This window comes from Stenotrophomonas sp. INTA L402-1, from assembly GCF_059295135.1.
The window spans coordinates 128,130-153,265 of sequence record NZ_JCAFWP010000004.1; the positions used below are offsets into that span (position 1 = coordinate 128,130).

General features: G+C 66.1%; 20 protein-coding genes and 1 riboswitch. Of the genes, 5 read left to right on the forward strand and 15 right to left on the reverse strand.

Annotation, left to right across the window (positions count from 1 at the left end):
* Positions 1 to 123 precede the first annotated feature (123 nt).
* Positions 124 to 2,151 (forward strand): sodium-translocating pyrophosphatase, encoded by a 2,028-nt coding sequence (locus tag AC5O77_RS05275; RefSeq protein WP_494506551.1) that lies wholly within the window; start codon positions 124 to 126, stop codon positions 2,149 to 2,151.
* Between the two features lie 93 nt (positions 2,152 to 2,244).
* Here AC5O77_RS05275 and AC5O77_RS05280 read toward each other — a convergent pair whose 3' ends face one another.
* Genes AC5O77_RS05280 through AC5O77_RS05300 form a run of 5 tightly spaced genes read right to left on the reverse strand, consistent with a single transcriptional unit; the run spans position 2,245 to position 5,197 of the window.
* Positions 2,245 to 2,964, reverse strand: coding sequence for an energy transducer TonB (locus AC5O77_RS05280; protein ID WP_478057759.1), 720 nt, complete (start codon positions 2,962 to 2,964; stop codon positions 2,245 to 2,247).
* On the reverse strand, positions 2,961 to 3,386 hold the full coding sequence (gene exbD / locus AC5O77_RS05285; RefSeq protein ID WP_494506552.1) for a TonB system transport protein ExbD: 426 nt from the start codon (positions 3,384 to 3,386) through the stop codon (positions 2,961 to 2,963). The genes AC5O77_RS05280 and exbD overlap by 4 nt, the downstream gene beginning before the upstream one ends.
* Positions 3,387 to 3,395: 9 nt before the next feature.
* Positions 3,396 to 4,124: a tonB-system energizer ExbB gene (exbB, locus tag AC5O77_RS05290; RefSeq protein ID WP_478057761.1), complete on the reverse strand. Its 729-nt coding sequence runs from the start codon at positions 4,122 to 4,124 to the stop codon at positions 3,396 to 3,398.
* Positions 4,111 to 4,578, reverse strand: coding sequence for a YbaN family protein (locus tag AC5O77_RS05295; RefSeq protein ID WP_317217897.1), 468 nt, complete (start codon positions 4,576 to 4,578; stop codon positions 4,111 to 4,113). The genes exbB and AC5O77_RS05295 overlap by 14 nt, the downstream gene beginning before the upstream one ends.
* Before the next feature lie 31 nt (positions 4,579 to 4,609).
* Positions 4,610 to 5,197 carry a biliverdin-producing heme oxygenase gene (locus AC5O77_RS05300; protein ID WP_032128393.1) on the reverse strand — a complete coding sequence of 196 codons (588 nt, stop codon included), beginning with the start codon at positions 5,195 to 5,197 and terminating at the stop codon, positions 4,610 to 4,612.
* Positions 5,198 to 5,303: 106 nt separating this feature from the next.
* Here AC5O77_RS05300 and AC5O77_RS05305 point away from each other — a divergent pair, with 106 nt between their 5' ends.
* A complete protein-coding gene (locus AC5O77_RS05305) occupies positions 5,304 to 5,561 on the forward strand; it encodes a DUF2789 domain-containing protein (RefSeq protein ID WP_006390068.1) in 258 nt (85 codons plus the stop codon).
* Positions 5,562 to 5,657: 96 nt separating this feature from the next.
* Here AC5O77_RS05305 and AC5O77_RS05310 read toward each other — a convergent pair whose 3' ends face one another.
* The 4 genes from AC5O77_RS05310 to AC5O77_RS05325 form a co-directional block, all read right to left on the reverse strand.
* A complete protein-coding gene (locus AC5O77_RS05310) occupies positions 5,658 to 8,576 on the reverse strand; it encodes a TonB-dependent receptor (RefSeq protein ID WP_494506553.1) in 2,919 nt (972 codons plus the stop codon).
* 267 nt (positions 8,577 to 8,843) lie between these two features.
* The gene (locus tag AC5O77_RS05315) at positions 8,844 to 9,776 is read right to left on the reverse strand and encodes a FecR family protein (RefSeq protein ID WP_478057762.1); all 933 of its coding nucleotides are present in this window, start codon (positions 9,774 to 9,776) and stop codon (positions 8,844 to 8,846) included.
* Between the two features lie 104 nt (positions 9,777 to 9,880).
* The gene (locus AC5O77_RS05320) at positions 9,881 to 10,381 is read right to left on the reverse strand and encodes an RNA polymerase sigma factor (protein ID WP_014038389.1); all 501 of its coding nucleotides are present in this window, start codon (positions 10,379 to 10,381) and stop codon (positions 9,881 to 9,883) included.
* A gap of 72 nt (positions 10,382 to 10,453) precedes the next feature.
* Positions 10,454 to 10,927: a hypothetical protein gene (locus AC5O77_RS05325; RefSeq protein ID WP_032128396.1), complete on the reverse strand. Its 474-nt coding sequence runs from the start codon at positions 10,925 to 10,927 to the stop codon at positions 10,454 to 10,456.
* A 184-nt stretch (positions 10,928 to 11,111) separates the two neighbouring features.
* On the opposite strand from AC5O77_RS05325, the gene ppa reads away from it, so the two are divergent.
* Both ppa and AC5O77_RS05335 read left to right on the forward strand, forming a co-directional pair.
* A complete protein-coding gene (gene ppa / locus AC5O77_RS05330; protein ID WP_005410935.1) occupies positions 11,112 to 11,648 on the forward strand; it encodes an inorganic diphosphatase in 537 nt (178 codons plus the stop codon).
* A gap of 152 nt (positions 11,649 to 11,800) precedes the next feature.
* The gene (locus AC5O77_RS05335) at positions 11,801 to 12,922 is read left to right on the forward strand and encodes an HDOD domain-containing protein (RefSeq protein WP_478057763.1); all 1,122 of its coding nucleotides are present in this window, start codon (positions 11,801 to 11,803) and stop codon (positions 12,920 to 12,922) included.
* A gap of 55 nt (positions 12,923 to 12,977) precedes the next feature.
* Here AC5O77_RS05335 and AC5O77_RS05340 read toward each other — a convergent pair whose 3' ends face one another.
* From AC5O77_RS05340 to thiC, 6 genes are all read right to left on the reverse strand, one after another.
* The gene (locus AC5O77_RS05340; RefSeq protein ID WP_032128398.1) at positions 12,978 to 13,187 is read right to left on the reverse strand and encodes a hypothetical protein; all 210 of its coding nucleotides are present in this window, start codon (positions 13,185 to 13,187) and stop codon (positions 12,978 to 12,980) included.
* A 169-nt stretch (positions 13,188 to 13,356) separates the two neighbouring features.
* Positions 13,357 to 16,215: a TonB-dependent receptor gene (locus AC5O77_RS05345; protein ID WP_032128399.1), complete on the reverse strand. Its 2,859-nt coding sequence runs from the start codon at positions 16,213 to 16,215 to the stop codon at positions 13,357 to 13,359.
* A 49-nt stretch (positions 16,216 to 16,264) separates the two neighbouring features.
* The gene (locus tag AC5O77_RS05350) at positions 16,265 to 17,164 is read right to left on the reverse strand and encodes a helix-turn-helix transcriptional regulator (protein ID WP_032128400.1); all 900 of its coding nucleotides are present in this window, start codon (positions 17,162 to 17,164) and stop codon (positions 16,265 to 16,267) included.
* Between the two features lie 115 nt (positions 17,165 to 17,279).
* Positions 17,280 to 19,604: a winged helix-turn-helix domain-containing protein gene (locus AC5O77_RS05355; protein ID WP_478057764.1), complete on the reverse strand. Its 2,325-nt coding sequence runs from the start codon at positions 19,602 to 19,604 to the stop codon at positions 17,280 to 17,282.
* Between the two features lie 260 nt (positions 19,605 to 19,864).
* A complete protein-coding gene (locus AC5O77_RS05360; RefSeq protein WP_478057765.1) occupies positions 19,865 to 20,536 on the reverse strand; it encodes an ion channel in 672 nt (223 codons plus the stop codon).
* Positions 20,537 to 20,675: 139 nt separating this feature from the next.
* The gene (thiC, locus tag AC5O77_RS05365) at positions 20,676 to 22,520 is read right to left on the reverse strand and encodes a phosphomethylpyrimidine synthase ThiC (RefSeq protein ID WP_494506554.1); all 1,845 of its coding nucleotides are present in this window, start codon (positions 22,518 to 22,520) and stop codon (positions 20,676 to 20,678) included.
* A gap of 82 nt (positions 22,521 to 22,602) precedes the next feature.
* A riboswitch (TPP riboswitch) is annotated at positions 22,603 to 22,704 on the reverse strand.
* 245 nt (positions 22,705 to 22,949) lie between these two features.
* On the opposite strand from thiC, the gene AC5O77_RS05370 reads away from it, so the two are divergent.
* Positions 22,950 to 24,527, forward strand: coding sequence for a BCCT family transporter (locus AC5O77_RS05370; RefSeq protein ID WP_049400562.1), 1,578 nt, complete (start codon positions 22,950 to 22,952; stop codon positions 24,525 to 24,527).
* Positions 24,528 to 25,136 lie beyond the last annotated feature (609 nt).

Sequence of the window (25,136 nt, forward strand, 5' to 3'; positions counted from 1 at the left end):
ACCGCCATACGTCGGACGACCACCAAGGTCGGTACGGGTTGGTTCCAGGCTGCAGCCCGTCGTCCCCCTCGTGGTGCCGTTCATCGCCACTGGATGCCTACATCCATTCTGCGGAGGGGTCTAATGCTGGAACGTCACGGGCTGTCACTGGCGCTGGGCTGCGCCATTCTCGCGATCCTGTTCGGAATCGTCTCGGCGCGCTGGATCCTGCGCCAACCCACCGGCAATGAACGCATGATCGCGATCGCCACCGCGATCCAGGAAGGTGCGCGTGCCTACCTCAACCGCCAGTACCTGACCATCGGCGTCGCCGGCGTGGTGCTGTTCGTGCTGGTCGGCATCTTCCTCAGCTGGTACACCGCGATCGGCTTCGCCATCGGTGCGGTGCTGTCCGGCGCGGCCGGCTATATCGGCATGAACGTGTCGGTACGCGCCAACGTACGCACTGCCGAAGCTGCACGCCACGGCATCAGCGCGGCGATGGATGTCGCCTTCCGCGGCGGCGCGATCACCGGCATGCTGGTGGTAGGGCTGGGCCTGCTAGGCGTGGCCGGCTATTACGCGCTGCTGCTGCGGATGGGCCTGCAGATGGACCAGGCGCTGCATGCACTGGTCGGGCTGGCGTTCGGCTCGTCGCTGATCTCGATCTTCGCGCGCCTGGGCGGCGGCATCTTCACCAAGGGCGCGGACGTCGGTGCCGACCTGGTCGGCAAGGTCGAAGCCGGGATTCCCGAGGATGACCCGCGCAACCCGGCGGTGATCGCCGACAACGTCGGTGACAACGTCGGCGACTGCGCCGGCATGGCCGCCGACCTGTTCGAGACCTATGCGGTCACCGTCATCGCCACCATGCTGCTGGGCAGCCTGATGCTGGCCGAGGCAGGCGCCAATGCGGTGCTGTATCCGCTGGTGCTGGGCGGCGTGTCGATCATCGCCTCGATCATCGGCGCGCTGTTCGTCAAGGTGAAGCCGGGCGGTTCGATCATGGGCGCGCTGTACAAGGGCGTGATCGTGTCCGGCGTGCTGGCCGCGATTGCGTTCTACCCGATCACCACCGGGTTGATGAGTGACAACGTGCATGGGCCGATGGCGCTGTATGGCTGCGCATTGATCGGGCTGGTGCTGACCGGCCTGATCGTGTGGATCACCGAGTACTACACCGGCACCCAGTACAAGCCGGTGCAGCACGTGGCACAGGCCTCGACCACTGGGCATGGCACCAACATCATCGCCGGCCTTGGCATTTCGATGAAGTCCACCGCGCTACCGGTGGTGGCGGTGTGTGCGGCAATCTGGGGCGCGTTCGCGCTGGCTGGCCTGTACGGCATCGCCATCGCCGCCACCGCGATGCTGTCGATGGCCGGCATGATCGTCGCCCTCGATGCTTATGGACCGATCACCGACAACGCCGGTGGCATCGCCGAGATGGCCGAGCTACCCTCGGAGATCCGCGACATCACCGATCCGCTGGATGCGGTGGGCAACACCACCAAGGCAGTGACCAAGGGTTATGCGATCGGCTCTGCGGCACTGGCGGCACTGGTGCTGTTCGCCGACTACACCCATAACCTGCAGGCGGCCAATCCCGGTCAGGAGTTCCGCTTCGACCTCAGCGACCACACGGTGATCATCGGCCTGCTGATCGGCGGCCTGATTCCCTACCTGTTCGGTGCGATGGCGATGGAAGCGGTCGGCCGCGCCGCCGGTGCGGTGGTGCAGGAAGTACGGCGCCAGTTCCGCGAGATCCCCGGCATCATGCAGGGCACCGGCAAGCCGCAGTACGACAAGGCGGTGGACATGCTGACCCGCTCGGCGATCCGCGAAATGATCGTGCCGTCGCTGCTGCCGGTGGCGGTGCCGGTGGTGGTCGGCCTGCTGCTGGGGCCGCGCGCACTGGGCGGCCTGCTGATCGGCACGATCGTGACCGGCCTGTTCGTGGCCATCTCGATGACCACCGGCGGCGGCGCCTGGGACAACGCCAAGAAGTACATCGAGGACGGCCACTTCGGCGGCAAGGGCAGCGAGGCGCACAAGGCGGCGGTGACCGGCGATACCGTCGGTGACCCCTACAAGGACACCGCCGGCCCGGCGATCAATCCGCTGATCAAGATCATCAACATCGTGGCACTGCTGCTGGTGCCCCTGCTGTAGATCCACGCCATGCGCAAACCCGTAGAGTCGAGCTTGCTCGACTGCTTCTGGCCCACACCGCAAGAGCAGTCGAGCAAGCTCGACGCTACGAGGTCAACGCCCGCGCAGGAAGAACGACACCGGCACCATCACTTCCACCGGGTCGCCGGCCACTTCGGCCGGCGGCGGCGGTACCGGGCTGGCCCGCTGCACGGTGTCCAGCGTCTCCTGGTCGAGCAGCGCGAAGCCACTGCTGCGGCCCAGTTTCAAGCCCGAGACCGCGCCATCGCGGGCAACCGCAAAGCGCACGTAGACCACACCCTGCTGGCGCAGCCGCTCGGCCTGGCGCGGATAGCGGCGGTGTTTCTGCAGGTGCCCCAGCAGGCGTCCTTCCCAGGTCGCCTCGGCACGACTGCGCTCACCCGCCGTGGTCTGCGGTGCGGTGTAGCGTGTGGCCGCATCAGCCGCCACCTGCGGCGGTGCGCTGGTCTGCGCGACATTGGCGTCAGCGGTGTCCGGCGACGGCGTCGGCTCCGGTGTACGCGGCGGCGGCAGGTCACCCTGCGGCTGCACCGGCGCCTTGGGTTGTTCACGCACGGCCGGCGTCGGCGCCTGCCGCTGCTGTTGCTGCTGCAGCGGCCCGGTGGCGACCTCGCGCGGCGGCACCGGCGGTGCCTGCGCCATCGGCGCCAGTTCCAGCATCAGTGCCGCGGGCGGCGCCGTTGCAGCCAGTGCTGGCGCACGGGCCGCCCACCAGCAGGCCGCGCCGATCAACAGCGCATGCACCAGCAGCACGATCGCCAGGCTGGTCGCCCAGCGCCGCAGTCCACTCATCGTGCGCCCTGCTCCAGGCCGACCAGTGCCACCTTCAGGTAGCCGGCCGCTCGCAGCGCATCCAGCGTGGCCATCAGTTCGCCATAGGGCACACGGGTATCGGCACGCAGGAAGATGCGCTGCGTGGTGTCACTGTGAGTGGCCGCCTGCAATGCAGCCGCCAGGCTGTCGCGCGCCACGGCCTGTTCACCAACGCGCAGCGACAGATCGGCCTGGACGGTCACGTACACCGGTGCCTGTTCCGGCGGCGTGGCGCTGGCACTGCTGGCCGGCAGCTGCACCGGCACCGACACGGTGGCCAGCGGTGCGGCCACCATGAAGATGATCAGCAGCACCAGCATCACGTCGATGAAGGGCGTGACATTGATCTCATGCGCTTCTTCCGGCGCATCGTCACGGTCGGACGCGGTCCTGATCGCCATCGTCGTACCTCAGTGCACCGCGCGCAGCGGTGCCGCTGCGTTACGCGGAACGGCACGATCGAGGTCACGCGACACCAGCTGCTGCACGGCCGCCGACAGATCGCCGAGCAGACCCCGCAGGCCGGCCAGCACACGGCTGAAGTGGTTGTAGACCAGCACGGCGGGAATCGCTGCGACCAGACCCAGCGCGGTCGCCAGCAGAGCCTCGGCGATGCCGGGCGCAACCACCGCCAGGTTGGTGGTGTTGCTCTGGGCGATGCCGATGAAACTGTTCATGATGCCCCACACCGTGCCGAACAGGCCGACGAACGGCGCCACCGCGCCGATGCTGGCGAGCACGCCGATGCCACGTCGCTGCACGCGCGCGGTTTCCAGTTCAATGCGGTCCAGGCGCGAGGCCACGCGCTCCTTGATGCCGTCGAGACCATCCAGTTCCTGCGACAGGCGCAGTTCGGTGCGCGCTGCGTCCAACATGGCGAGTGCGATGCCCTGCTGCACACTGGCGTCGGCGCTCTCGCCGGGCAGGCTCGGCACCCGCAGCAGCAGCGCACGCGCTGCGCGCAGCTGCCGTGCCTGGCGGGCCAGTTCCCAGCCTTTGGCCAGCAGCACGGTCCAGGTGGCCAGCGACGCCAGCGCGAGCGCGATCATCACGGTCTTCACCACCACATCGGCGGCCAGATACATGCCCCAGGGCGTCAGTGCAGGGGCAGCCACGGGGGCCAGGTCAGCAGGCAGCATCGTCTCGTTTTCCATCAGCATCAGGGGTCGCTGCACGGCGGCGTGTCGTGCGCGGATCATTGGCGTCGTCCACTTCCACGACCGGGTTGGGTTCCAGCCGCGGTGCGGGCCGACTGAGCACGTAGCCGGCGCTGATCGCGAAGAACAGGCCCACGCCCAGCAGCAGCCGCCAGGACGGATGTGCGCCCCAGCAGAACAGCGCGAAGCCCACCGCCATGCCCGCACTGGCAAACGCCTTGCCCTTGCGCGACACCGCGCCCTGCTCGCGCCACAGCCGCAGTGACGGGCCGTAGCGCGGGTGCGCCAGCAGGCGTTGCTCGAACTTCGGCGAACTGCGCGCGAAGCAGCCCACGGCCAGGATCAGGAAGATGGTGGTCGGCATCACCGGCAGCAGCGCGCCGATCACCCCGAGGCCGACCATCACCCAGCCCAGCGCGAACCAGAGCCAGCGCATCAGCGTTGCGCCGATAGGCGGGAGGCGTGCATCAGGCGAATTCCACTTCGACGTGGCCGTGCACGCTGCGGAAGGCGGCGTCCGCCGCATCGATCACCTGCTGCTCCTGCTCGGCGCTCAGCGGCACCGCATCCAGCGCAGCAGTGAATTCACGCCAGTGGCGCGCCGCGCCATCCGGGTGTGCGGCCAGGTGGCGGGCGCCGAAATCACGATCCAGGCCCAGCTTGGCAGCCATCTTGTACAGAATGGTGCCGCCGAGATTGGAGCCTTCGGCCACATACAGCCACCCCAATGCGGCGGGTAGCTCCAGATCGGACGGCAACGCCGCGATGTCGGCCCCCGGCAGAGTCTGCTCCAGATCCTGCAGGTCGCGCGCCACCTGGGTCAGGCGGCGGCGTTCGCCCAGGTCGGGCAGCAGTGCGTCCAGCGCAGGGTTGGCATACAGCGCATCGATGCTGCGGTGGAAGCGGTACTGCACGCGCAGGAAGCGGGCGAAGTTGCCGCGGTCGGCGAAGATGTCGCCGGCCATGATGCGCTTGTCCAGCGCGCCATGGCTGTCGCGGGTGGCGGCCTTGAGCCGCAGGCTGCGGCTGTCTTCAGGGGCGATGTGTGCGTTCATGGGGGATGCCAAGGGGGTCGTCCTGCTGTAGACGTTCGCCATGGGGCTTTCCCCAAGGCCATGTACACCGATAATGGCGTATCCCTTCTTCCCGCAGGAACCGACGATGATCACCACCGAACCGCGCATGACCAACCTGTTCCTGCAGCTGGGCCTGGACGCCAGCGCCGAAGGCATCGCCCGCTTCATCCGCGAACACCAGCTGGCCACCGATGTGGAAGTGGTCGAAGCACCGTACTGGAACGATGCCCAGCGCCAGTTCCTGTCCGAGTCGCTGCAGGCCGATGCGGCATGGACCACGGTGGTGGATGAGCTGAACGAGTCGCTGCACGAAGATGCGGTGAAGGCGGCGACCGGGCTGTAACTGGCTGGAGGAAGGCGCCGGGCATGGCCCGGCGCTACCGTTGTCTCCCGCTGGGGTCAGAGCCCTTTCTGCAGGAAAGGGATCCGACCCCGACGATCAATACTTCCAGGTCAGCGCCAGCCTCGCGGTACGGCCCGGGGCCGGCATCACGCCCAGCGCCAGCGGATCCAGGTAGTAGCGGTCGGTGACGTTGTCCACGCCCGCCTCCACCGACAGCTGGTCGTTGAAGCTCCAGCTGGCGAACAGGTCGACCAGGGTGGTCGGCCGGTACAGCTGCTGGATCGCCGACAGGCCCACGTTCCAGTCCTTGTCCAGCTTGCTGATCGGGCCGGCGTTGTGGACCACGCGGGTACCGAAGGTCAGGCGCTCGTCGAACAGGCGCGAGCCCAGGGTCAGGTTGACCATGTAGCGCGGCGGGTTCTGGGTATTGGTGTACGAGCCCTCGAAGCCGCCGTCCACGCAGTTCGGCGTGTTGGCCAGTTCATCGTTCCTGCGCTGTGCACCATAGGCACGGCGCTCGGCTGCGATGTCCGGTGCGCAGGTCTTGGCCTTGAAGTAATAGTGCGCGGACAGATCAGCAAATACCTTGCCGCTGTCATAGCTGGACTGGAACTCCATGCCCGAGACCTTGAACTGGTCGACGTTGCGGATCAGGCCGGCCGAGAGCGTGCGGTAGTCACGGGTGATCAGGTCGTCGATGCGGGTATCGAAGTAGGCCAGCTTCAGCGCCAGGCGGTCGCCGGCGGTGAACAGGTCATAGCGGATGGTGCTGGCACCGATCTCCCAGCTGCGCGCACGCTCCGGCTTCAGCTCGCCCACCGGCTTGGCGGCGGTGAACAGGCCCAGTGTGGTCTCGAACAGGCTCGGCAGCTTGGTGCCTTCGGCGTACTTCACGTAAACCATGGTGTCTTCGCTGAAGCGGTAGGCCACGCTGGCGGTCGGCGAGAACGCGGTGTCACGTCGGCGGATCGGTTGCGACCAGGTCCAGCTGACCGGCACCTCCAGGTCCTGCGCCTTGCCGGCGTCGTAGAAGTTCCAGCCACCGATGTCGCCCACCGTACCCTTCTTGTACGGTGAAGCCAGCAGCGATTCCTGGGTGAAATTCCCGTTGGCGTCCGGATACCAGTTCAGCAGCGCGATGCGCTTGGCCCGCCACGACGGCAGCGCCGGGTTGCCATTGAGCAGCTCGGTGTAGCGGTACTGGCCCTGCACCTCGTAGGCATCGGGCGTGGCCAGGCGGTTGCGGTCATGCACATCCACGCGGTTCCAGCGGCCGCCGGCCAGCAGTTCCCAATGCTCATCGGGCTGCCACTTCAGCGAGGCCACGGCACTGTATTCCTTGCGCTCGGCGTTGCGCAGGAAGCGGTTGTTGATCAGGTCATCGTGCATGACCGGCCCCGAACTGCCCGGTGCAATGTCCTCATCGCTGTAGGACAGGCCGTAGTCGAGGGTGAATGCACCGGCGTGGGTATCGAACTTCGAGGTGTTGCTGGCATCCAGGCCGAAGCGCTTCTGACGCAGCGGATTGCGGTAGGCATCCTTGTAACCGGGGTCGCCACTGAAGCTGGGCGCGTCGTACCACTCGGTGCGGCGATCGAAGTACCAGGGGGTGATGCCGGTCAGGCTGTTGTACATCACGCTGTCGGTGTCGGTGTACGTGGCGTTGACGCGCAGGTCGACCAGCTCGCTGTCCGGGTTGAAGCGATAGCGCAGGGTATAGCTGTCCATGTCGACGTGGCCCGGGTCCCATTGCGGAATGCGGTCACGATCCACACGGATGATCTGCGAGGCCATGATCTCGCCGGCGGTGCCCTCGTAGCGGCGGTAGCCCGCTTCCAGGGTCTGTGCATCGTCGATGCGCCAGGTGCCCTTGAGCAGCGCCGACTTCGAGCGCGCCGAGGTATTGAACACCTCGGTACGCGGCGGGTTCAGCGGCGCCAGCGTGCGCCGGGTCTGCGGGAAGTCATCGTAGCCATGCTTGCCGGAGAAGTAGTTGCCGTTGTCGCGGTAGGCGTAGGCGGCAACCAGATCGAAGCGATCCCAGTGTCCCGCAGCGGCCACGTTGAAGAACTGGCTGCCGGTGGCGCTGCGGTCGGTACGCGGCGCGGCGCTGTAGGACGGCAGGTTGTTGGCGCTGTTGTTGGCCAGGCCGCCACGCACGCGCACGCCGAAGTCCCGGCCTTCGCGCAGCACGTCACCGATCTTCAGCGTCTCCATCTCGACCACGCCGCCGATGCCACCGGAGGCGTTGGCCTGCAGGCTCGGGCCCTTGGTGATGGTCAGGCTGGAGATCAGGTCCGGGTCGAGGTAGGTGCGCTGCGACTGGCCGGCATAACCACGGTAGGTATCCATGCTGGACTGGCCACCGTCGATGATCACCGGCACGCGGCCCTGGCCCTGGATGCCACGGATGTTGACGTCGAAGCCGTTGCCCACGCGCGGATCACCGGCGGTGACGCCAGCCACGCCCTTGACGATGTCGCCGTTGGACGTACCGCGGAATCGCTCCAGGTGCGTGCGGTTGAGCGTGGTGGTGGAGCCGACGCTGCGATAGCCGTCGAGCAGGCGCGCCTCGTCGCTGGTTGCGCCGCTGTCGATACGGTCGCCGGCCACGCTCAGCGTATCGGTGACGATCACACCGCTGTCGGCCTGCGCCGACGCTGCCGCTTCCAGGGTCACCGCATCGGCACTGACCCGGCGCACCGCCAGGCCACTGCCCTGCAGCAGGTGCTGCAAAGCCTCGCTGGCCGACAGGCTGCCGCTGACCGCACGCGAGGTCACACCCCGGGCCAGGGTGGCCGGGTACACGACCTGCACGCCGGACTGGCGCATGTAGCTGCGCAGCGCCTCGTCCAGTGGCTGCGCGGGGATATCGAAGCGCTGCACGGCAGCGTGGTCACCGCTGGCATCCTGCGCGAGTACGGAGGGCGCGGCGCTGGCCAGGCCGGCCGCCAGCAGGGCGATGCACAGGCGGGACGGGCGCGGCATGCGGCCCGGACGATGGAAATCGAACATGGGGGAACCTGTCAGGTAATCGGTGCCGCGGGCGCGGCGACATCCGCAACACGGGCGGACACGGCGACGTACTGGCGGCGGCGGGTACGTTCGCGGAGTAAGACGGATGAAAGCGTGGCAACCCCAAGAGCGATTTGCGGCCGCGGCAGGTGCCGACCGTGAGTCGGCTGCTTGCAGTGGTGGGTGCCAACCGTTGGTCGGCTGCTTGCAGTGGTGGGTGCCGACCGTTGGTCGGCACAGGGGCGGTCATCCACGCATGGCGTGGATCTACTGCACGATGGCGACGCCGAATGGAAGACGAGTAACCCGAAGACCTGCTGTTGCCGCCAACGCATCCAGCGCCTGCTCCGGGCGATCGATGCGCAATGCTGCACTGACAGCCGGCAGCTGCGACAGATCGCCACGCACGAAGGTCGGGCCAGCGCGATAGCGCCCGACCCATTGCACGGCCTCGGCGACGCTGGCCTGCTCCAGCAGCAGTTCACCCTGCCGCCATGCGCCGACACTGTCGGCCGCCACATCCTGCAGACGCGTCACGCCACTGCGCTCGCCATAGACCGCACGCTGTCCCACCTGCAGGTAGGTCCAGCCACCGTCGGCCGGGCTGGCCACGCGCACCCTGCCCTGTCCGACCTGGGTTTCCACCTGATCGTTGTCGCGTGCGACGGAGAACGCGGTCGAGATGTCCTCGACCACGCCATTGCCCGCGCGCACGCTGAAACGCCGCTGGGCATCCGGGCTGACCTCGAACCAGGCGCGCCCGCGCAGCAGCTCGATCCGGCGTGCATCGGCATCAAACCGCACGGCGATCGCGCTGTCCGCATCCAGCACGGCGCGACTGCCATCGGGCAGTTGCACGTTCTGCACGACATGCGAACTGCGATGGTCGGCCTGTAGCCGCAACCAGGCCTCCGGCCATGCCACCAGCATCGCCAGCGCAGCTGCAGCGGCCATTGCCCAGCGCAGCCGCCGCGGGCGCCGGCGTTCGGCGGGCCGGGCCTGCGGGCGTGGTCCGACGCGGCGCCACAGCGCGCGCTCGTGCTCGAAGGCCCGACGGTGCCCCGGCTGTGCCAGCCAGCGTTCGAACTCATGCATGCGCCCCTCGCCGATGTCACCCGAGGCCAGCCACGCGATCCAGCCCCGGGCCTGTTCGGCCAGGGCATCGTCATTGGCGGCGGGCAGCGTGTTCGGCGGGCTCATCGGCTGGCGGACAGGCGCATTCAAGCGCGGGCGGAGGAACTAGACCGCATCCGCGGTCCAGTGATCAAGACGTTTCAGCGAGGGCCAACCCCAAGGCGGGGCGATCATCGGCCGCTGCGCGCCCAGGCCAGGCGTTGCAGCGCCGTGCGCACATGGTTCTCGACGGTAGTCACCGACACACCCAGACGACGTGCGATCTCGGCCTGGGTCAGCCCCTGCAGGCGGTTGAGCCGGAAGATGGTGCGGGTCGGCTCCGGCAGGTGCCCCGCCGCGTCAAGCACCCGCTGCAGCTCGTCCTGTGCCATCGCCTGCTCTTCGGTCGAGATCACCTCGTCCGGCCCCCACAGGTAGTGGTCGGCCAGCAGACGGTTGCGCCGGGTCGATTCGCGGCCATGGTCGGTGGCCAGGTTGGCGGCCAGCCGGTACAGATAGGCGCGCGGGTTGTCGATGGCCTGGCTGTCGTCGACGCCACGTGCCTTGAACCACACCGCCTGGATCACGTCTTCGGCGCCGTTGTCGCCCCCCAGGATGCGTTGCACCCGGCGCAGCAGCGCGGGCCGCTCGCGGATCAGCAGTTCGGTGAGGGAGGCGGCATTGGAGGACATGCGCGGAACCGGGACGACAGACGGAAGGCGCCGCGCATGCTACTCCGTTAATGAGAATCAGTCACGTTCTCATCAATGGATGCACCCGGTCAGCCCGTCATAGACGCTCTGCGAGGTCCCCGGCAGCGGGTCATGCAGTGGATTGCGCGCGGCGAGCGCGGCATGGAAGGCTTCCACCGGGGTTCCCGCCACCAGCGGCAGGCGGCACAACCAGGTCGGTTGCCGGGCCACGATCGCGCCATCGTTGCGGGACACCTCCAGATCGCTGGCGGCGAATGCCCACAGGCATTCATGCACGGTTCCCCGCACCGCATCCACCGAACAGCGCAGGCGCAGGGCGCGGATATCGCTGTATTCGCCCTCGCAGAAGGTGTCGCCACAGATGGCATCGAAGCCATGCTGCAAACGGCCTTCCAGGGCAAAGAAGCGGTCCCAGTTGGCCTCCTGGTGCGGGTAGTCGATCAGGTCGACATAAGGGGACGCCTGGGCCAAAGGCGCAACCAGCAACATGCAGGTCAGGCCAAACGACAGGGCAGACACGTTCATGGGCAGACTCCTTGGGAAGGTTGGTCCAGCCTGCGCTCCCATGCCGGCCGCCCCCATCAGCCAATCCCGGTCTGCCCGGTAGGCCCCCGCCCCGCAGCGCCGTCGGCCCCTCCCTCTGCACAGCGCCCGGCAAAGGCATAAAATGGGGGGCTATCCGTCTACATCCCCCACCTGGAGCACGACCATGGGTCTGGAACTCGTCTCGCCCGGCAAGAACCCGCCGGAAGAAATCAACGTCATCATCGAGATCCCGAAGGACTCGGAGCCGGTGAAGTACGAAGTGGACAAGGAAACCGGCGCGATCTTCGTCGACCGTATCCTGTCCACCCCGATGCGCTACCCCTGCAACTACGGCTACGTGCCGAGCACCCTGTGCGGCGACGGCGATCCGGCCGACGTGCTGGTGGTGCTGCCGCTGCCGCTGGTGCCGGGCTCGGTCGTGCGCTGCCGTCCGGTCGGCGTGCTTAAGATGAGCGATGAGGCGGGCAGCGACGAGAAGATCCTGGCCGTGCCGGTGTCGAAGATCTTCAGTGGCTATGCCCACGTCGAAGACATCGCCCAGGTGTCCAGCCACTGGCTGGAGCGCATCGGCCACTTCTTCGAGCACTACAAGGACCTGGAGAAGGGCAAGTGGGTCAAGCTCGACGGCTGGGGCGGCGCCGCTGAGGCCAAGCAGATCCTGATCGAGGCGCACCAGCGCCATCTCGACAGCAAGGCCTGAGCCTGAACCGGATCGCTCCGGCGGCACCCCGCCGGAGCGATGCGGGTCACGTTTCATGACGACGGCACATCACACGTGCCGCCGTATTAGGTAAATTGCGTCACTTCACACGTCGTCGACATCCATCGTCGAGACAGCCAGGGGAATGTGTCGTGCGTATTCTGCTTGTTGGGGATGCAGCCAGCCTGCCGGCCGAGCTGACCGAATTCATTGCCGATCTTGGGGAAGACTGGCAGCCGCTGACCGCCACCGATGGCCAGACCGCGATGACTGCGGTGGCCACGCAGGGCGTGGATGCGGTGATCGTCTGCCCGCAGCTGCCGGATCTCAATGCCACCACGCTGCTGGGCCAGATCCGGACCTTGCGCCCGGAAACCATCCGCATCGCGCTGATCGATGCCCAGCACGGCAACCGGCCGCCGCCGGCACGCCTGATCGGTGTCGCTCACCGTTTCCTGCCGTTGCCACTGGCACCGGAAGTGCTGCTGGAAGCGCTGACCAGCCTGGAAGAGCTGCGCGAAGTACTGGACAGCCCACGCCTGCGCGATGCCATCGGCCGTATCGAGAAGCTGCCCTCGCCGCCGCACCTGTACCTGAGCCTGACCCAGGCGCTGGAGCATGACGACGACGCTGACAGCGCCGACGTCGCCAAGCTGGTGGCGGCCGACCCGGCCATTGCCGCGAAGGTGCTGCAGCTGTCGAACTCGGCGTTCTTCAGCCAGGGACGCACCATCGCTGACCTGCGCACGGCCGTGACCCGCCTGGGCCTGTCGACGCTGCGCGACCTGGTGCTGGCCAGCGAGGTGTTTTCCGCACCCACGTTGTCCACCGCCGAACGCAATTCGCTGCAGCAGCGCGCCCTGCTCGCCTCGCGCCTGGCCGCGCGCCTGCTGCCCGAATCCAGTGCCGAACTGGGCGCGACCGCCGCCCTGCTGGCCGACATCGGCCTGCTGCTGCCCGGCGTACGCAACGAGCGCAGCGAACCGTCGCTGGCCGGTGACACCCGCCCCGGCCATGCCGAGGCCGGCGCCTACCTGCTGGGCCTGTGGGGCCTGCCGATGCCGATCATCGAAGCGGTTGCCTTCCACCTGCAGCCGCAGCGCGCCAATACGCGCAGCTTCTGGGTGACCGGTGCGGTGCATGTGGCGCTGGCGCTGGTCAACGGCGATCCGGTGGATGAGGACTACCTGCAACGCGCAGGTGTACTCAACAGGCTGCCGCAGTGGCGCGAGCATGCCAATGCGTTGATGGGACTGGTGCCGAGCGAGGTCTGAGCTGTCAACGCAGGAACAACCTCGAAGGCGCGCCCAAAGGCGCGCCTTTTTTGCATCAGCGCGCGCCGCAGGCGTCCTGCACGCAGTGGCGATACTGCAGATCGCACATGACCTTCGAATTGCCTGCAGCCAGGCATTGCTGGCGCAGCTCTTCGCAGTACAGCCCGCCCCCACAGACGCCACCGGTCTGGGCGAACACCGCACCCACCAATGTTGCATAGATCAGTGCAGCAGCAGACAGTTTGTGCAACAGCGTGCTCTTCATCGCTCTCTCCATGTGCAAGTGTCCGCAAGTGGACCCAGCAACTGTGTTGATTACGACACGACAGGAACGTGACTCTGCTCACCTTCCACGACATTTCGGAATTCCCCTACAAAAAAGAGGGCGGACCTTGCGGTCCGCCCTCCCGGTATTGCTATCGCACTTCGAACGATCAGAAGCGCTGGGTGTACTTCATGTACAGGAAGCGACCGACGTCGAAGCCACCGTAGTAGGCGAAGCTCGAGTTCGGCGCCGAGTACTGCAGCGCACCGCGGTGATCGAACACGTTGTTCGCACCCAGGGCGATGGTGGCATCCCACGGAGCCTTCCAGCTGACCTGCACGTCGTGGAAGGTGTTGGAGCCGGTGTGGCGCAGCGGATCCGGCTCACCATTGGCGTAGTGGTTCGGGGCGTCGCACCATGCGTCGTCGATGCAGCTTTCCTTCATGCCCGAGTAGTAACGAGCAGTCCAGTTGACACCGAAGTCACCCAGCTCCCAGTTCACGCCCAGGTTCGAACGGACGCGGAACAGGCCCGGCTCACCAACGCGACCGATGGTGATGTTCTCACCCTTCTTGTTCTGGCCGGCTTCGTCGTACTTGGCCAGGTAGCTGGTCTGCCAGTCGATGCTGAACTTGCCGATCGACAGTTCCGGCAGGCGGTACTTGACACCCAGGTCGTAGCCTTCGGTCTCCATCGAGCCGAGGTTGGCCAGGCCGTAGGTCAGCGCCTCGATATGGCCATCGGCGGCACGGGTGACGCCTTCGCAGCGAGCTGCGTTGCCCAGCACGTAGCAGTCACGCAGGATGCGATCAACGCTGTCAGCGATGATCATGTTCTTCAGCTCGTAGCGGTACCAGTCGAGCGAGATGTCCAGGCCCTGCACCCAACGCGGGCTCCAGACCAGGCCAACCGTCTTGCTCTTGGAGGTTTCCGGCTTCAGAGCCGAATTCGAACCGCTGACGAACTGGTCCGGGGTCGCGCACGGGAAGGTGCTGCAAGGCGCGAAGCCCTGGCCGACCTGCACGTAGTTGGCCGGCACGCCAGCCCCGGCGCAGGCAGCATTGCCAGCGACGTTGCCCGGCGAGGTCGAACCGCACGGATCGGTGTAACGCTCGAAGCTCGAGTTGGTGCCGCCGTACAGATCGTCGACGGTCGGCGCGCGGAAGCCTTCGGCGTAGGTACCGCGGACCAGCAGCTCTTCGATCGGGCGCCACACCAGGCCGAACTTCGAGTTGATCGTGTCACCGAAGTTGCTGTAGTCGGAGTAGCGGCTGGCGACGTTGAAGGTCAGTTCCTTGGCAAACGGCAGGTCCGACAGGATCGGCACGTTCAGTTCCAGGTAGAACTCATCCAGCGAGTAGTTGCCCGAGGTGGTGGTCGACGCCAGGCCGGTCGACTGGCCCGACTGACGGAAGGCGTCCGGCACGAAGCGGCCTTCTTCCTTGCGGTGCTCGTAGCCCATGGCCACGCCCAGGTCACCGGCCGGCAGCTCGAACAGCGAACCGGACAGGTTGGCGGTGTAGCTGGTGGTCTTGGTCACACCGGTGTCGGTGTAGGTCGGGAACAGGAAGTTCTGCAGATCACGGTCGGCAAGCGAGCCCTGGCCGTTGACGCCATACGGCAGCAGCGGGTTCCACGGACGGCACTGGCTCAGCGGGATCGGCTTGGCAGAAGTACCGCACTGGGCAACACCCTGGCCATTGATGAACGACTGGCCCAATGCCTGACGCGAGGCGATCAGGCTCATGTCGCCGTAGCCGGTCTTGGTCAGCTCGTTGCGGTTCCACAGCGCACCGACGTCCCAATCCCAGGTCTTGCCGGCGAATTCGAAGAAGCCGCTCAGGCTCGGCGCAAAGCGCAGGGTCTTGAGGTCGCTCTTGGTGGTACGCGGCACTTCCCACAGGCGGCGACGGAACTCGACGTCCTGACCGATCGGGTTGAACGCGCTGTCCTTCGACAGCGGGGTACCGAACGACAGCGACTGGTACGGGTAACCCGCGATCTGCTGGTCGGTGGTGCGCTGGTTGTACAGCACGTCAGCATTGAAGGTGATCGAGTCGGCCAGATCGTAGCTGCCGTTGACGTACACGGACTTACGCTCGATGCCGGTCTGCACCATCATCTGCTGGTTGGCATTGGAGTACTCGGCCGGGGTCAGCAGGTGGTAGTCGGCCGCATTCTTCGGGTCACCGCCCGGATTCAGGGTCATCCACTCCGGCTGCGGCTGGCCTGCAGCGCGCGGCTTGCAGTCGCCCCACACGCGCGGGTCGCACCAGGTGCTGTTCTGGCTCAGCGGGCTCCAATCACCGGAGGTGGTGTTCGGGCCCAGGCCGCCGTCGCGGCTGAACCAACGATCCTTCGCCCACACCGGATCCTGCTTGGAGTATTCGGCCGACAGGGTCACGCCGCCACGCTCGCCTTCGGAGCCGAGGGTGAACGAGTAGGTGTTGGTGTCGCCGTCGCCGCGGCCGTACTGGCCGACATAGACGCTGGCTTCAGCACCGTCGAAGCGCTTGCGGGTGATCACATTGACCACGCCAGCGATGGCGTCCGAACCGTAGATGGCGGAGGCGCCATCCTTCAGCACTTCGATGCGCTCGACGGCGGCCATCGGAATCTGGCTCAGATCCTGGTAGCCGGCAGTGGTCGCGCCCAGGCGCTTGCCGTTCATCAGCACCAGGGTGCGCTGCGCGCCCAGGTTGCGCAGGTCGACGTAGTAGCCGCCAACGTTTTCGCCGGAGGACAGCGAGTCCGCACGGGAAATGGCCGGCGAACCTGCCGAGGTCAGGTTCTGCAGGACATCGGCGACGGTGGTGTAGCCCTGCTTTTCCAGGTTCTCACGGCTCAGGGTGAGTACCGGCTGCTGGGTCTCCATCGAGGCGCCGCGGATGCGCGAGCCCGTGATTTCGATGCGATCCAGGGTGGTCGCATCCTTTGCTTCCTGTGCAGAAGCAAAGGCGGGCGTCAGCGCCAACGCAATGCCAGCCGGCAGAAGGCCCAGCCGCACTGCGGGATTACGAACGTTCATCTATCTCTCCAAGGTACGTGTTAGCAGCGTGTTAAAACACCCCAGCACGTTACGATTGCGTTGCAGCGCTGTATTTGCGCGAACCAACCGGAGACTTTGCAGATTGTGGCGGCAGCAAGCCGCCGTTCTCCCTGAAGCGCGATGCGGACTGGCCGTAGCGGGCGCGGAACGCACGCGCGAAGCTGCAGCAGTTGTCGAAGCCACTGGCTGCAGCAACTTCGCCGACCATCATGTCAGTGTCACGCAGCAGGTCGGCAGCGCGCTCAAGGCGCAGCCGCGCCGAAAGCGACTGCGGGCTTTCCTCGTACAGGCTCTGGAAGGTCTTGGAGAGATACCAGCTGGAGAAGTTGGTCAGCTCGGCCAGTTCACCGATGCGCACCACGCGGTGGCTGTTGCCTTCCAGGTACAGGCGGGCGCGCTGCATGCGGCCGAACACCTGGCGCTTGCGGCTGCGCGAGCGCCCCGGGCAACGCTGCACGTTGTCGGCCAGCCCACGCTGCAGGCCCGCCAGGTGCAGCAGCAGCGGGCGCAGTGCCTGTGCCGGCTGGCCACTGGCCAGCGCATCGCGCCACAGGCGCAGCGCAACGCGGGCATCGCCACGGTTCATGCGGCCACGCCCGGCATACAGACCGCAATCGGCCATCTCGGCCAGCACGCGCAGCGCTTCGACCGTCAGGTTCAGGCCAACGCACAAGCCGTTGCGACCGGCCTGCACCAGCGGCCGCGACTCCTTCTCGAAGGCGATCCACTCGCCCTGGCGCAAGCGGAAGCGTCCTTCCTTGGCTTCCACCCAGGAGCTGCCGCGCACCTGCATCCACACAGTGAAGCTGCTGCCTGCGGTCTGCAGGCTGCCGAGCCGGGCCACGCCCAGGCAGGTCGGCGCAGCATCGTCGAGCGACCGGTCCAGAGAGACGGTTTGGCCGCGATCGGCCAGCGAGAGTTGACGCATGGGGGCACCACGGATTTGCCTAGTACAGGCCTCCGTTTTGCCAAATCAGGCGGCACCACGTCAGGAAAGTCAGACGAGATCGCCACGAATTCGCGGCGAGGTCGCCACGAAGAAATTACGAAGGCCCATTTCCGTTGAACAACAACAACTTGGAGAACGCCGGAAGCAGCGTCGGCGAGCGCTCGGGCAAACGCATCACACCGATGTCGGCACCGTCGCTAACCGCCATTGCCACGAACAGGGTGCGCCCATCGGCGCCGGCACTCAGCCCGTTGCCGGCACTGAGGCGTTCCGCATCCAGGCAGCGTTCCGGTTCCTCGCGCCCGGCCTGGATCAGCACCAGTGTCGTACCGCAGCGGGTGGACGTACCGAGATAGCCGATCGCACTGTTGCCGGCCACGGTCCAGGCCCGGTACCGCCACCGGCTGGGCTGGTCATCGCTGATCTGCTGCACGCTGCCTGGCGCCAGCGCCGCATCCACCGACCACAGGCCACCTGCCGCCAGGCGGGTGAACAGCACACGCCCGCTGCTGCGATCGAACCGCGCCTGAGACACGCCCTCGATGCTGGCAAGGCGGCGCCAAGGCTGCACGCTTCGATCAAACAGGCTCAGCCGGGTCTGTTGCTGGTCATCGCGCTCGACTACCAGCAGCTGGTCCGGGTTTGCGCCGTACAGTGCCTGCAGCGGCTGCTCCGACGGTACCGGCAACGGCTGGACGCGTTCGTCACGTGGGGCGATCTCATAGACCACCGTGCGTCCGTGTTCGTCGCGCCCGACCACCAGCAACCGCCGGCTGTCGGCCGACCAGTCCGGTGCCTGACGTGCCTCAGGCCGCAATCCTTCGATAGGCCGCAGCGAATCGGGGCGCTCCATGTCCGCCCACCACAGCGCGAAGCTGCCTGAACGATCGGACGTGAACACCAGTTGGCGTCCATCCGGCGCCGCCATCGGCTGCCCATCCCGGCCGCTGGACGCAAACAGGCGCTGCGGGGGTGAACCGCCCTCCATCGGCACCTTGAAGATGCCGAACTGCGCGCGGCGGTGAACGAAGGCCAGCATGCCCGCGCGGCGCGCCGTCGCCGGCCATTGTGCGTCGTCGAGCCCGGCGTCGCGCAGCGTGCGGCTCTCGACGTCCAGGTAATACAGGCGCACCTCACTGTCGACACGGCGTCCAAACACGATCGTCCGGCCATCACGCAACCAGGCCCAGCCACGCAGTTCAGCGGCCTCGTTGGTCAGCTGTTCGGGCGTGCCACCCGCGGCCGGCATGCGCCACAGGTCGCCCAGCTGCGGATTGCGCACGAATACCAGCCACTTGCCATCAGGCGAGTAGCGCGGCGCATAGTCGAAGTCATCCTCGGCGACACCGTAGTCCAGCGCCTCCCATTGGCCACTGGCCAGATCAAGCTTGCGGATGCCGCGATGGGCATAGCGCCCCACCATGCTGCCGAACACCAGACCACGGCCGTCCGGCGTCCAGTCGAAACTGAGCAGCTCGGTGCCATCGCACCGTGTGGCCTGGCGCAGGGCACCACCGGTCGCGCTGGCGATCAGCACCTGGCAACCGCCGTTGTTGCTGAACCGCGCGAAGGCGATCTCGCGTCCATCCGGCGACCAGCTCGGGAAGCGATCGACCGAGCCGGCCGGCGGAGCCAGCAGCTGCCGCGCAGGCGCGTTGCCGGAGGTCTGCACCTTGATCGCGCCACCGCCCTGCCCGTCTTCGTTGGCGCCCTCATAGGCCACCAATGAACCATCGGGTGAAAGCGTGGGATAGGTTTCAAAGCCGCTGGTCGCGGTGATCAACCGATAGGGACGCTGCGGGCTGCCGATCACGCGCGTGCCGTTCTCCACGGCCGCGTCCACAGCTGAACTGCTGGCCGGTGCCCGCCGCAGCAGCAGCGCGGTCAGCACCACCACCGTGGCCAGCATCAGCACGCCCAGCACCAGCAGTACGCGCCGGCGGACGTGGCGCCAGCGGCGGCGCGATGCCTGCACGTGTGGCGGCATCACCTCGGCGACGGCCATCGCCGGTTGCATGTCCACGATTTCGTCATCGGCTCCCGCGGGCGGCGCCGGCTCGACATCGTCCAATATCTGCACCGGCACCAGCAGGCGATAGCCGGTCTTGGCGATGGTCTCGATATAGGCCTGGCCGTTGTCGTCGTCATTGCTGAACGCCTTGCGCAGCTGGGTGACGGCCTGGGTAAGCACATCATTGGTCGGCAGCGTGTCCGGCCAGACTTCCGCGAACAGTTCATCGCGGGTGACAACACGCCCCGGCTGGCGCAGCAGCACACGCAGCACGCCCAGCGCCTTCGGCGTCAGCCGACGCGGGCGACGCGCACCCACGACCTCGACTTCGCGCGAGGACAGAGTGACAGTGCACTCTCCTATCCGGATCCGATCGAATCCGGGGGGCTGGTATTCACTGCTGTTCATTTTCCGCTACACAGTAGAGACAGGTCCGGGGCAGCGTTTGCCTTCGATACCCTCCCGTCCTGGGAACAGCAAAAAGCCAGACTCCGCACAAAGCATCGGCGCATACCGCAAAAACAATGAAGCGGGTGAATACTAGCCTATGCGGGTTACCTCGCCTATCGCGTGGTCGACATCCAGGCTCTCTCTCGCCGACGCATTCACATAATTTGCTGCACCATTCGCGCCCTGCGGGGCGCGAAATTTTTATCTGGCGTTCATTTTCACATGCGCCGCAGCATGGTCAATCCAACCAGTCGCGAAACCACCAAAGCTACGTACATCACGCCTGAAAACTGCTCCAGCATGACCAAGGCGCGCGCCTGCGGATGCAGTGGCACAACGTCGCTCAAGCCAACACCCGAGAGCAAACTGAAGCTCAGATAAAGAAGCTCCATCCAGGTGCGCTGCGCGCCACCACCGGTGCCCTGGAAACTGCCCAGATACCATTGCTGGCACACGGCGAAAGCAAACGCGAAGGCCCACGCCAGCAACGTGAATGTCGCACCTGCTGCGAACAGTTCATCGCGGGTGACTTTATGGTCCTGGAGCATGTAGGCGATGAGCGCACCGGCCGTATAGAAGTACAGCAGGCTTTCCAGCAGCTGCGCGGTGGTCAGCAGCGCACTGCGATCCAGCAGTGCGCCGGCCAGCGAGAACACCACCGAAGGAATGGCCAGCAGCAGTGCCAGCCAGGTGCCCAGCGGACTGCGCTGGACCACCCACAGCGCCAGGCCGAGTACCGCCATGCCGAACATGCCCAGTGCCGCACGGCCGCCGGCGGTGTCATCAAGTGCGGGATACAGCAGCACCGCGATCAACTGGGCACCCAGCAGCCAGGCCGAAGGATGGCGGCGGGCAATGGCCAGCCAGCGGGTGGTGATGGCAACGGGCATGGCGTCCTTTCCCCAGGGTGATGGGCGGAGGATAGCCGGGAGCGGCGTGATGAGCGGTAGTGCCGGCCACTGGCCGGCACTCTCGCCGGCCCCACGCACGACTGAATGCCGGCCAGCGGCCGGCACTACCCGTTACACGTCAGCCCTGGTGATAGACCTCGGCGCCGGCCGCGCGGAACTCTTCCGACTTCTCCTTCATGCCGGCCTCGGCGTAGTCGCGCACGTCCTGGGTGATCTTCATCGAGCAGAAGTGCGGGCCGCACATCGAGCAGAAGTGCGCCAGCTTGTGCGCATCCTTCGGCAGGGTCTCATCATGGAATTCCTTGGCCTTCTCCGGGTCCAGCCCGAGATGGAACTGGTCTTCCCAGCGGAACTCGAAGCGTGCCTTGCTCAGCGCGTTGTCGCGCACCTGCGCGCCCGGGTGTCCCTTGGCCAGGTCGGCCGCATGCGCGGCGATGCGGTAGGCCATGATGCCGTCGCGTACGTCCTGGCGGTTGGGCAGGCCGAGGTGTTCCTTCGGTGTCACGTAGCAGAGCATGGCCGTACCAAACCAGCCGATCATTGCCGCACCGATCGCGCTGGTGATGTGGTCGTAGCCCGGTGCGATGTCGGTGGTCAAGGGGCCCAGCGTATAGAACGGCGCTTCGCCACACTCGCGCAGCTGCTTGTCCATGTTCTCCTTGATCAGCTGCATCGGCACGTGGCCGGGGCCTTCGATCATGGTCTGCACGTCGTGCTTCCAGGCGATCTTCGTCAGTTCGCCAAGCGTCTCCAGCTCACCGAACTGCGCCGCGTCGTTGGCATCTGCGATGCAGCCCGGGCGCAGGCCGTCACCCAGCGAGAAGGTCACGTCATAGGCCTTCATGATCTCGCAGATCTCTTCGAAATGCGTGTAGAGGAAATTCTCCTTGTGGTGCGCCAGGCACCACTTGGCCATGATCGAGCCACCGCGGCTGACGATGCCGGTGACCCGCTTGGCGGTGAGCGGAACATAGCGCAGCAGCACGCCAGCGTGGATGGTGAAGTAGTCCACGCCCTGCTCGGCCTGCTCGATCAGTGTGTCGCGGAAGATCTCCCAGGTGAGTGCTTCGGCGCGGCCATCGACCTTCTCCAGCGCCTGGTAGATCGGCACGGTACCGATCGCCACCGGCGAGTTGCGGATGATCCACTCGCGGGTCTCATGGATGTGCTTGCCAGTGGACAGGTCCATCACCGTGTCACCGCCCCAGCGGATCGCCCACACCAGCTTCTCCACCTCCTCGGCAATGCCCGAGGAAACAGCGCTGTTGCCGATGTTGGCGTTGATCTTGGTCAGGAAATTGCGGCCGATGATCATCGGCTCGCTTTCCGGATGGTTGATGTTGTTGGGCAGCACCGCACGGCCGCGGGCGATTTCGTCGCGCACGAACTCCGGGGTGATGATCTTCTGGATCGAAGCGCCGAACGCCTCGCCCGGGTGCTGCTGCAGCAGCCCGGCATCGCGGATCGCGTCCAGCCGCTGGTTCTCGCGGATGGCGACGAATTCCATTTCCGGCGTGATGATGCCGCGGCGCGCGTAGTGCATCTGGGTGACGTTGGCACCTGCACGCGCACGGCGAGGCAGGCTGCGCGTGGGGAAGCGCACCGCATCGAGCTTCGGGTCATGCTCGCGATCGCGACCGAACGAAGAGCTCAGTCCTTCCAGCCGCTCGGTATCACCGCGTTCTTCCACCCAGCCGCGACGCAGTGCCGGCAAACCAGCGGACAGATCGATGCGCACCTCCGGATCGGTGTACGGGCCCGACGTGTCGTAAACGGTCACCGGTGCATTCTCTTCGCCGCCGAACAAGGTCGGCGTGCGGGTCAGCGCGATCTCGCGCATCGGCACCTGCAGATCCGGGCGTGAACCGGGCACGTGGATCTTGCGCGAGCCGGGAATGGGCCGGGTCACGGATTCGGAGAGTTGCTGGGCCTGTTGCTGCAGGGCGGAGAGCTGTGCGTTCATCGGGCATCGTCCAGGAAGGTCAGGGACGAAGCGGCGGCGCACTGCTGCCGCGCCCGGACGGTCCTTGGGCGGAGTCCGGGCATGGCTGCACTGCAAAGCTTCCCTACGCCGGTATGAGCCGGATCAGGTTCCAAGGGACTGTCTCAACCGTGGCCACATGGCCGCGGTACCCCCGCTTCTTGGTGTGCATTAGAGCATAGAACGCACTGCAGCTCCTGGCTGTTCCATCCACGCACGGCGTGGATCCGCTGTTTCTGCATTAACAGAACCGTGACATCGCATTCAGTAACGTGCACACGCATCGTGCCGCTGCGGCCGGTGTTTCCCCGCCGCCTTCGCGGCCCCTGCCCGGTCTGTGCTGCATGTCGCCGGCCCCTCGCAGCAAGCTCTGCTCGCTCCCCTCAATCCCTTGATCGGAGAAGCTCCTTCATGGTGTTTCGCGTTTCCATCGCACTGGTTCTGCTTCTGGTGCTGCTTGCCGGTGTTGCACCCGGCCCCTTCAATACCGTGGTGCAGTCGGTACTGGCCGATGTCATCCGCAGTGTCGGCTGGCTCTATCTTCTGGTCGTGTTCCTGGCACTGACGTTCCTGATGTATCTGGCATTCGGTCGCTTCGGCAACCTGCGCATCGGCGGTGAAGATGCCGAGCCGGAGTTCTCGCGCGCCAGCTGGATGTCGATGCTGTTCGCCGCCGGCATGGGCATCGGCCTGGTGTTCTGGGGCGCCGCCGAGCCGATTTCCCACTTCACCAAGCCTCCGGAAGGCCTCGCACCGCAGAGCATGGACGCGGCGCGGGCTTCGATGCGCTATGCATTCTTCCACTGGGGCCTGCACCCGTGGGCGATCTACGCGCTGATCGGCCTGGCCATGGCCTGGTTCCAGTTCAACCGCAATGGCCGTGGACTGGTCAGTGACATGCTGCAACCGATCATCGGCCGGCACCATCGCGGCTGGATCGGACGCGTGGTCAACATCGCCGCGGTTGTTGCCACTGCCATTGGCGTGGCCACCACGCTGGGCTTCGGCACCATCCAGATCGCTGCCGGCATGGAACGCGTGTTCGGCCTGCACGCGGGTGTGCCACTGCAGCTGACCATCATCGCCATCGCGTTCGTGCTGTACATGGCCTCCACCGCCAGCGGTGTCGAGCGCGGGGTGAAGTGGCTGTCCAACTTCAATCTTGCACTGGCCGCGCTTCTTGCGGCCACCGTACTGGTGCTGGGCCCGACCGGATTCATCTTCGATACGTTCACCACCACACTGGGGTCGTACCTCAACCAGTTGGTGACGATGAGCCTGCGCATGTCGCCGTTCTCGGGAAGCACATGGGTAGCGGACTGGACCATCTTCTACTGGGCGTGGTGGATTTCCTGGGCCCCGTTCGTCGGCTCGTTCATCGCGCGCATCTCGCGTGGGCGCAGCGTCCGCGAGTTCGTCATCGGCGTCGTGCTGGCACCCACGGTGCTGGGCTTCTTCTGGTTCGCGGTGTTTGGTGGTACTGCGCTGTGGGCGCAGATCTTCGGCCACGCCGACCTGGTGCAGGCGCTGGGCAACGGCTATGAAACGGTGCTGTTCACCCTGTTTGACAGCATGCCGCTACCCTTGCTGCTTTCCTGCATCGCACTGGTGCTGCTGATGATCTTCTTCGTGACATCAGCCGATTCGGCGGTGCTGGTGCTGGCCAGCATGTCCACTGACGAGGCAGGCGATCCGCCGTTGAAGCGCAAGCTGGCCTGGGGCATCGCGGTGGCGCTGATCGCAGCGGCGTTGCTGCTGGCCGGTGGCCTGGATGCACTGCAGGGCATGATCACGATTGCGGCGTTGCCATTCGCGCTGCTGATGGTGCTGGTGATGGTGTCGCTGTACCGGGTGCTGGACCAGGAGTACACGCGGGAGCGGCGGCAGGCGCAGCGCCAGCGGCACATGATCGATGCGTGGATCGCGCGCGAGATGGCGGCGCAGGAGGAGACCCAGGCGGAGGCGGCGCGCGCGCACGATCAGGATTGAGGGTGTTTTGCAGCCTGCGGCTGCACCGCTTCTTTCAAGCAAGTGCAGATTCAAAAGCCAGAGCGGCTCTGGGTTGCTGCTTGCTTGGCGGGGAGGGGGCAGATGGCGGGACACGCCGCAAGTACGTCCCTGTAGGCTCGGCCACGGCATCCATGCCGTGGACGGTCCCGCCATCTGCCCCCTCCCCGCCTCCGACAGTTTCCCGGTGACGGTGGGTTTTCCACGCTATGCGTGGATGAGGTGTATCGGAAAACAAGAAGGGGTCGGATTCGTTTTCCTCCGGAAAATGGATCCGCCCCCTACTCACAGCACGCGGCTGTTGCCGTTGCCTTTGTTCTTGATCTTCTTTTTTCTTTTCCCGCGGTGATGGCCACGGAAACTGTCAGGGGCCGGGCGGGTGGGCTGGGCGGGGGTGTCCGCGGCATGGATGCCGCGGCCAAGCCTCCAGGGACGGATTCACGGCGTCCCCCCCCCCCCCCCCCCCCCAAAAACAAAAACCCCGCAAACACACAACAACCCACCCGGGGGCCGGGGGGATATAAAAAAAAAACGGCCGCCCCCCCACCCGGGTTGGTGGGATGGGGGGGGGGGGGGGAGAAGTAACAGCGG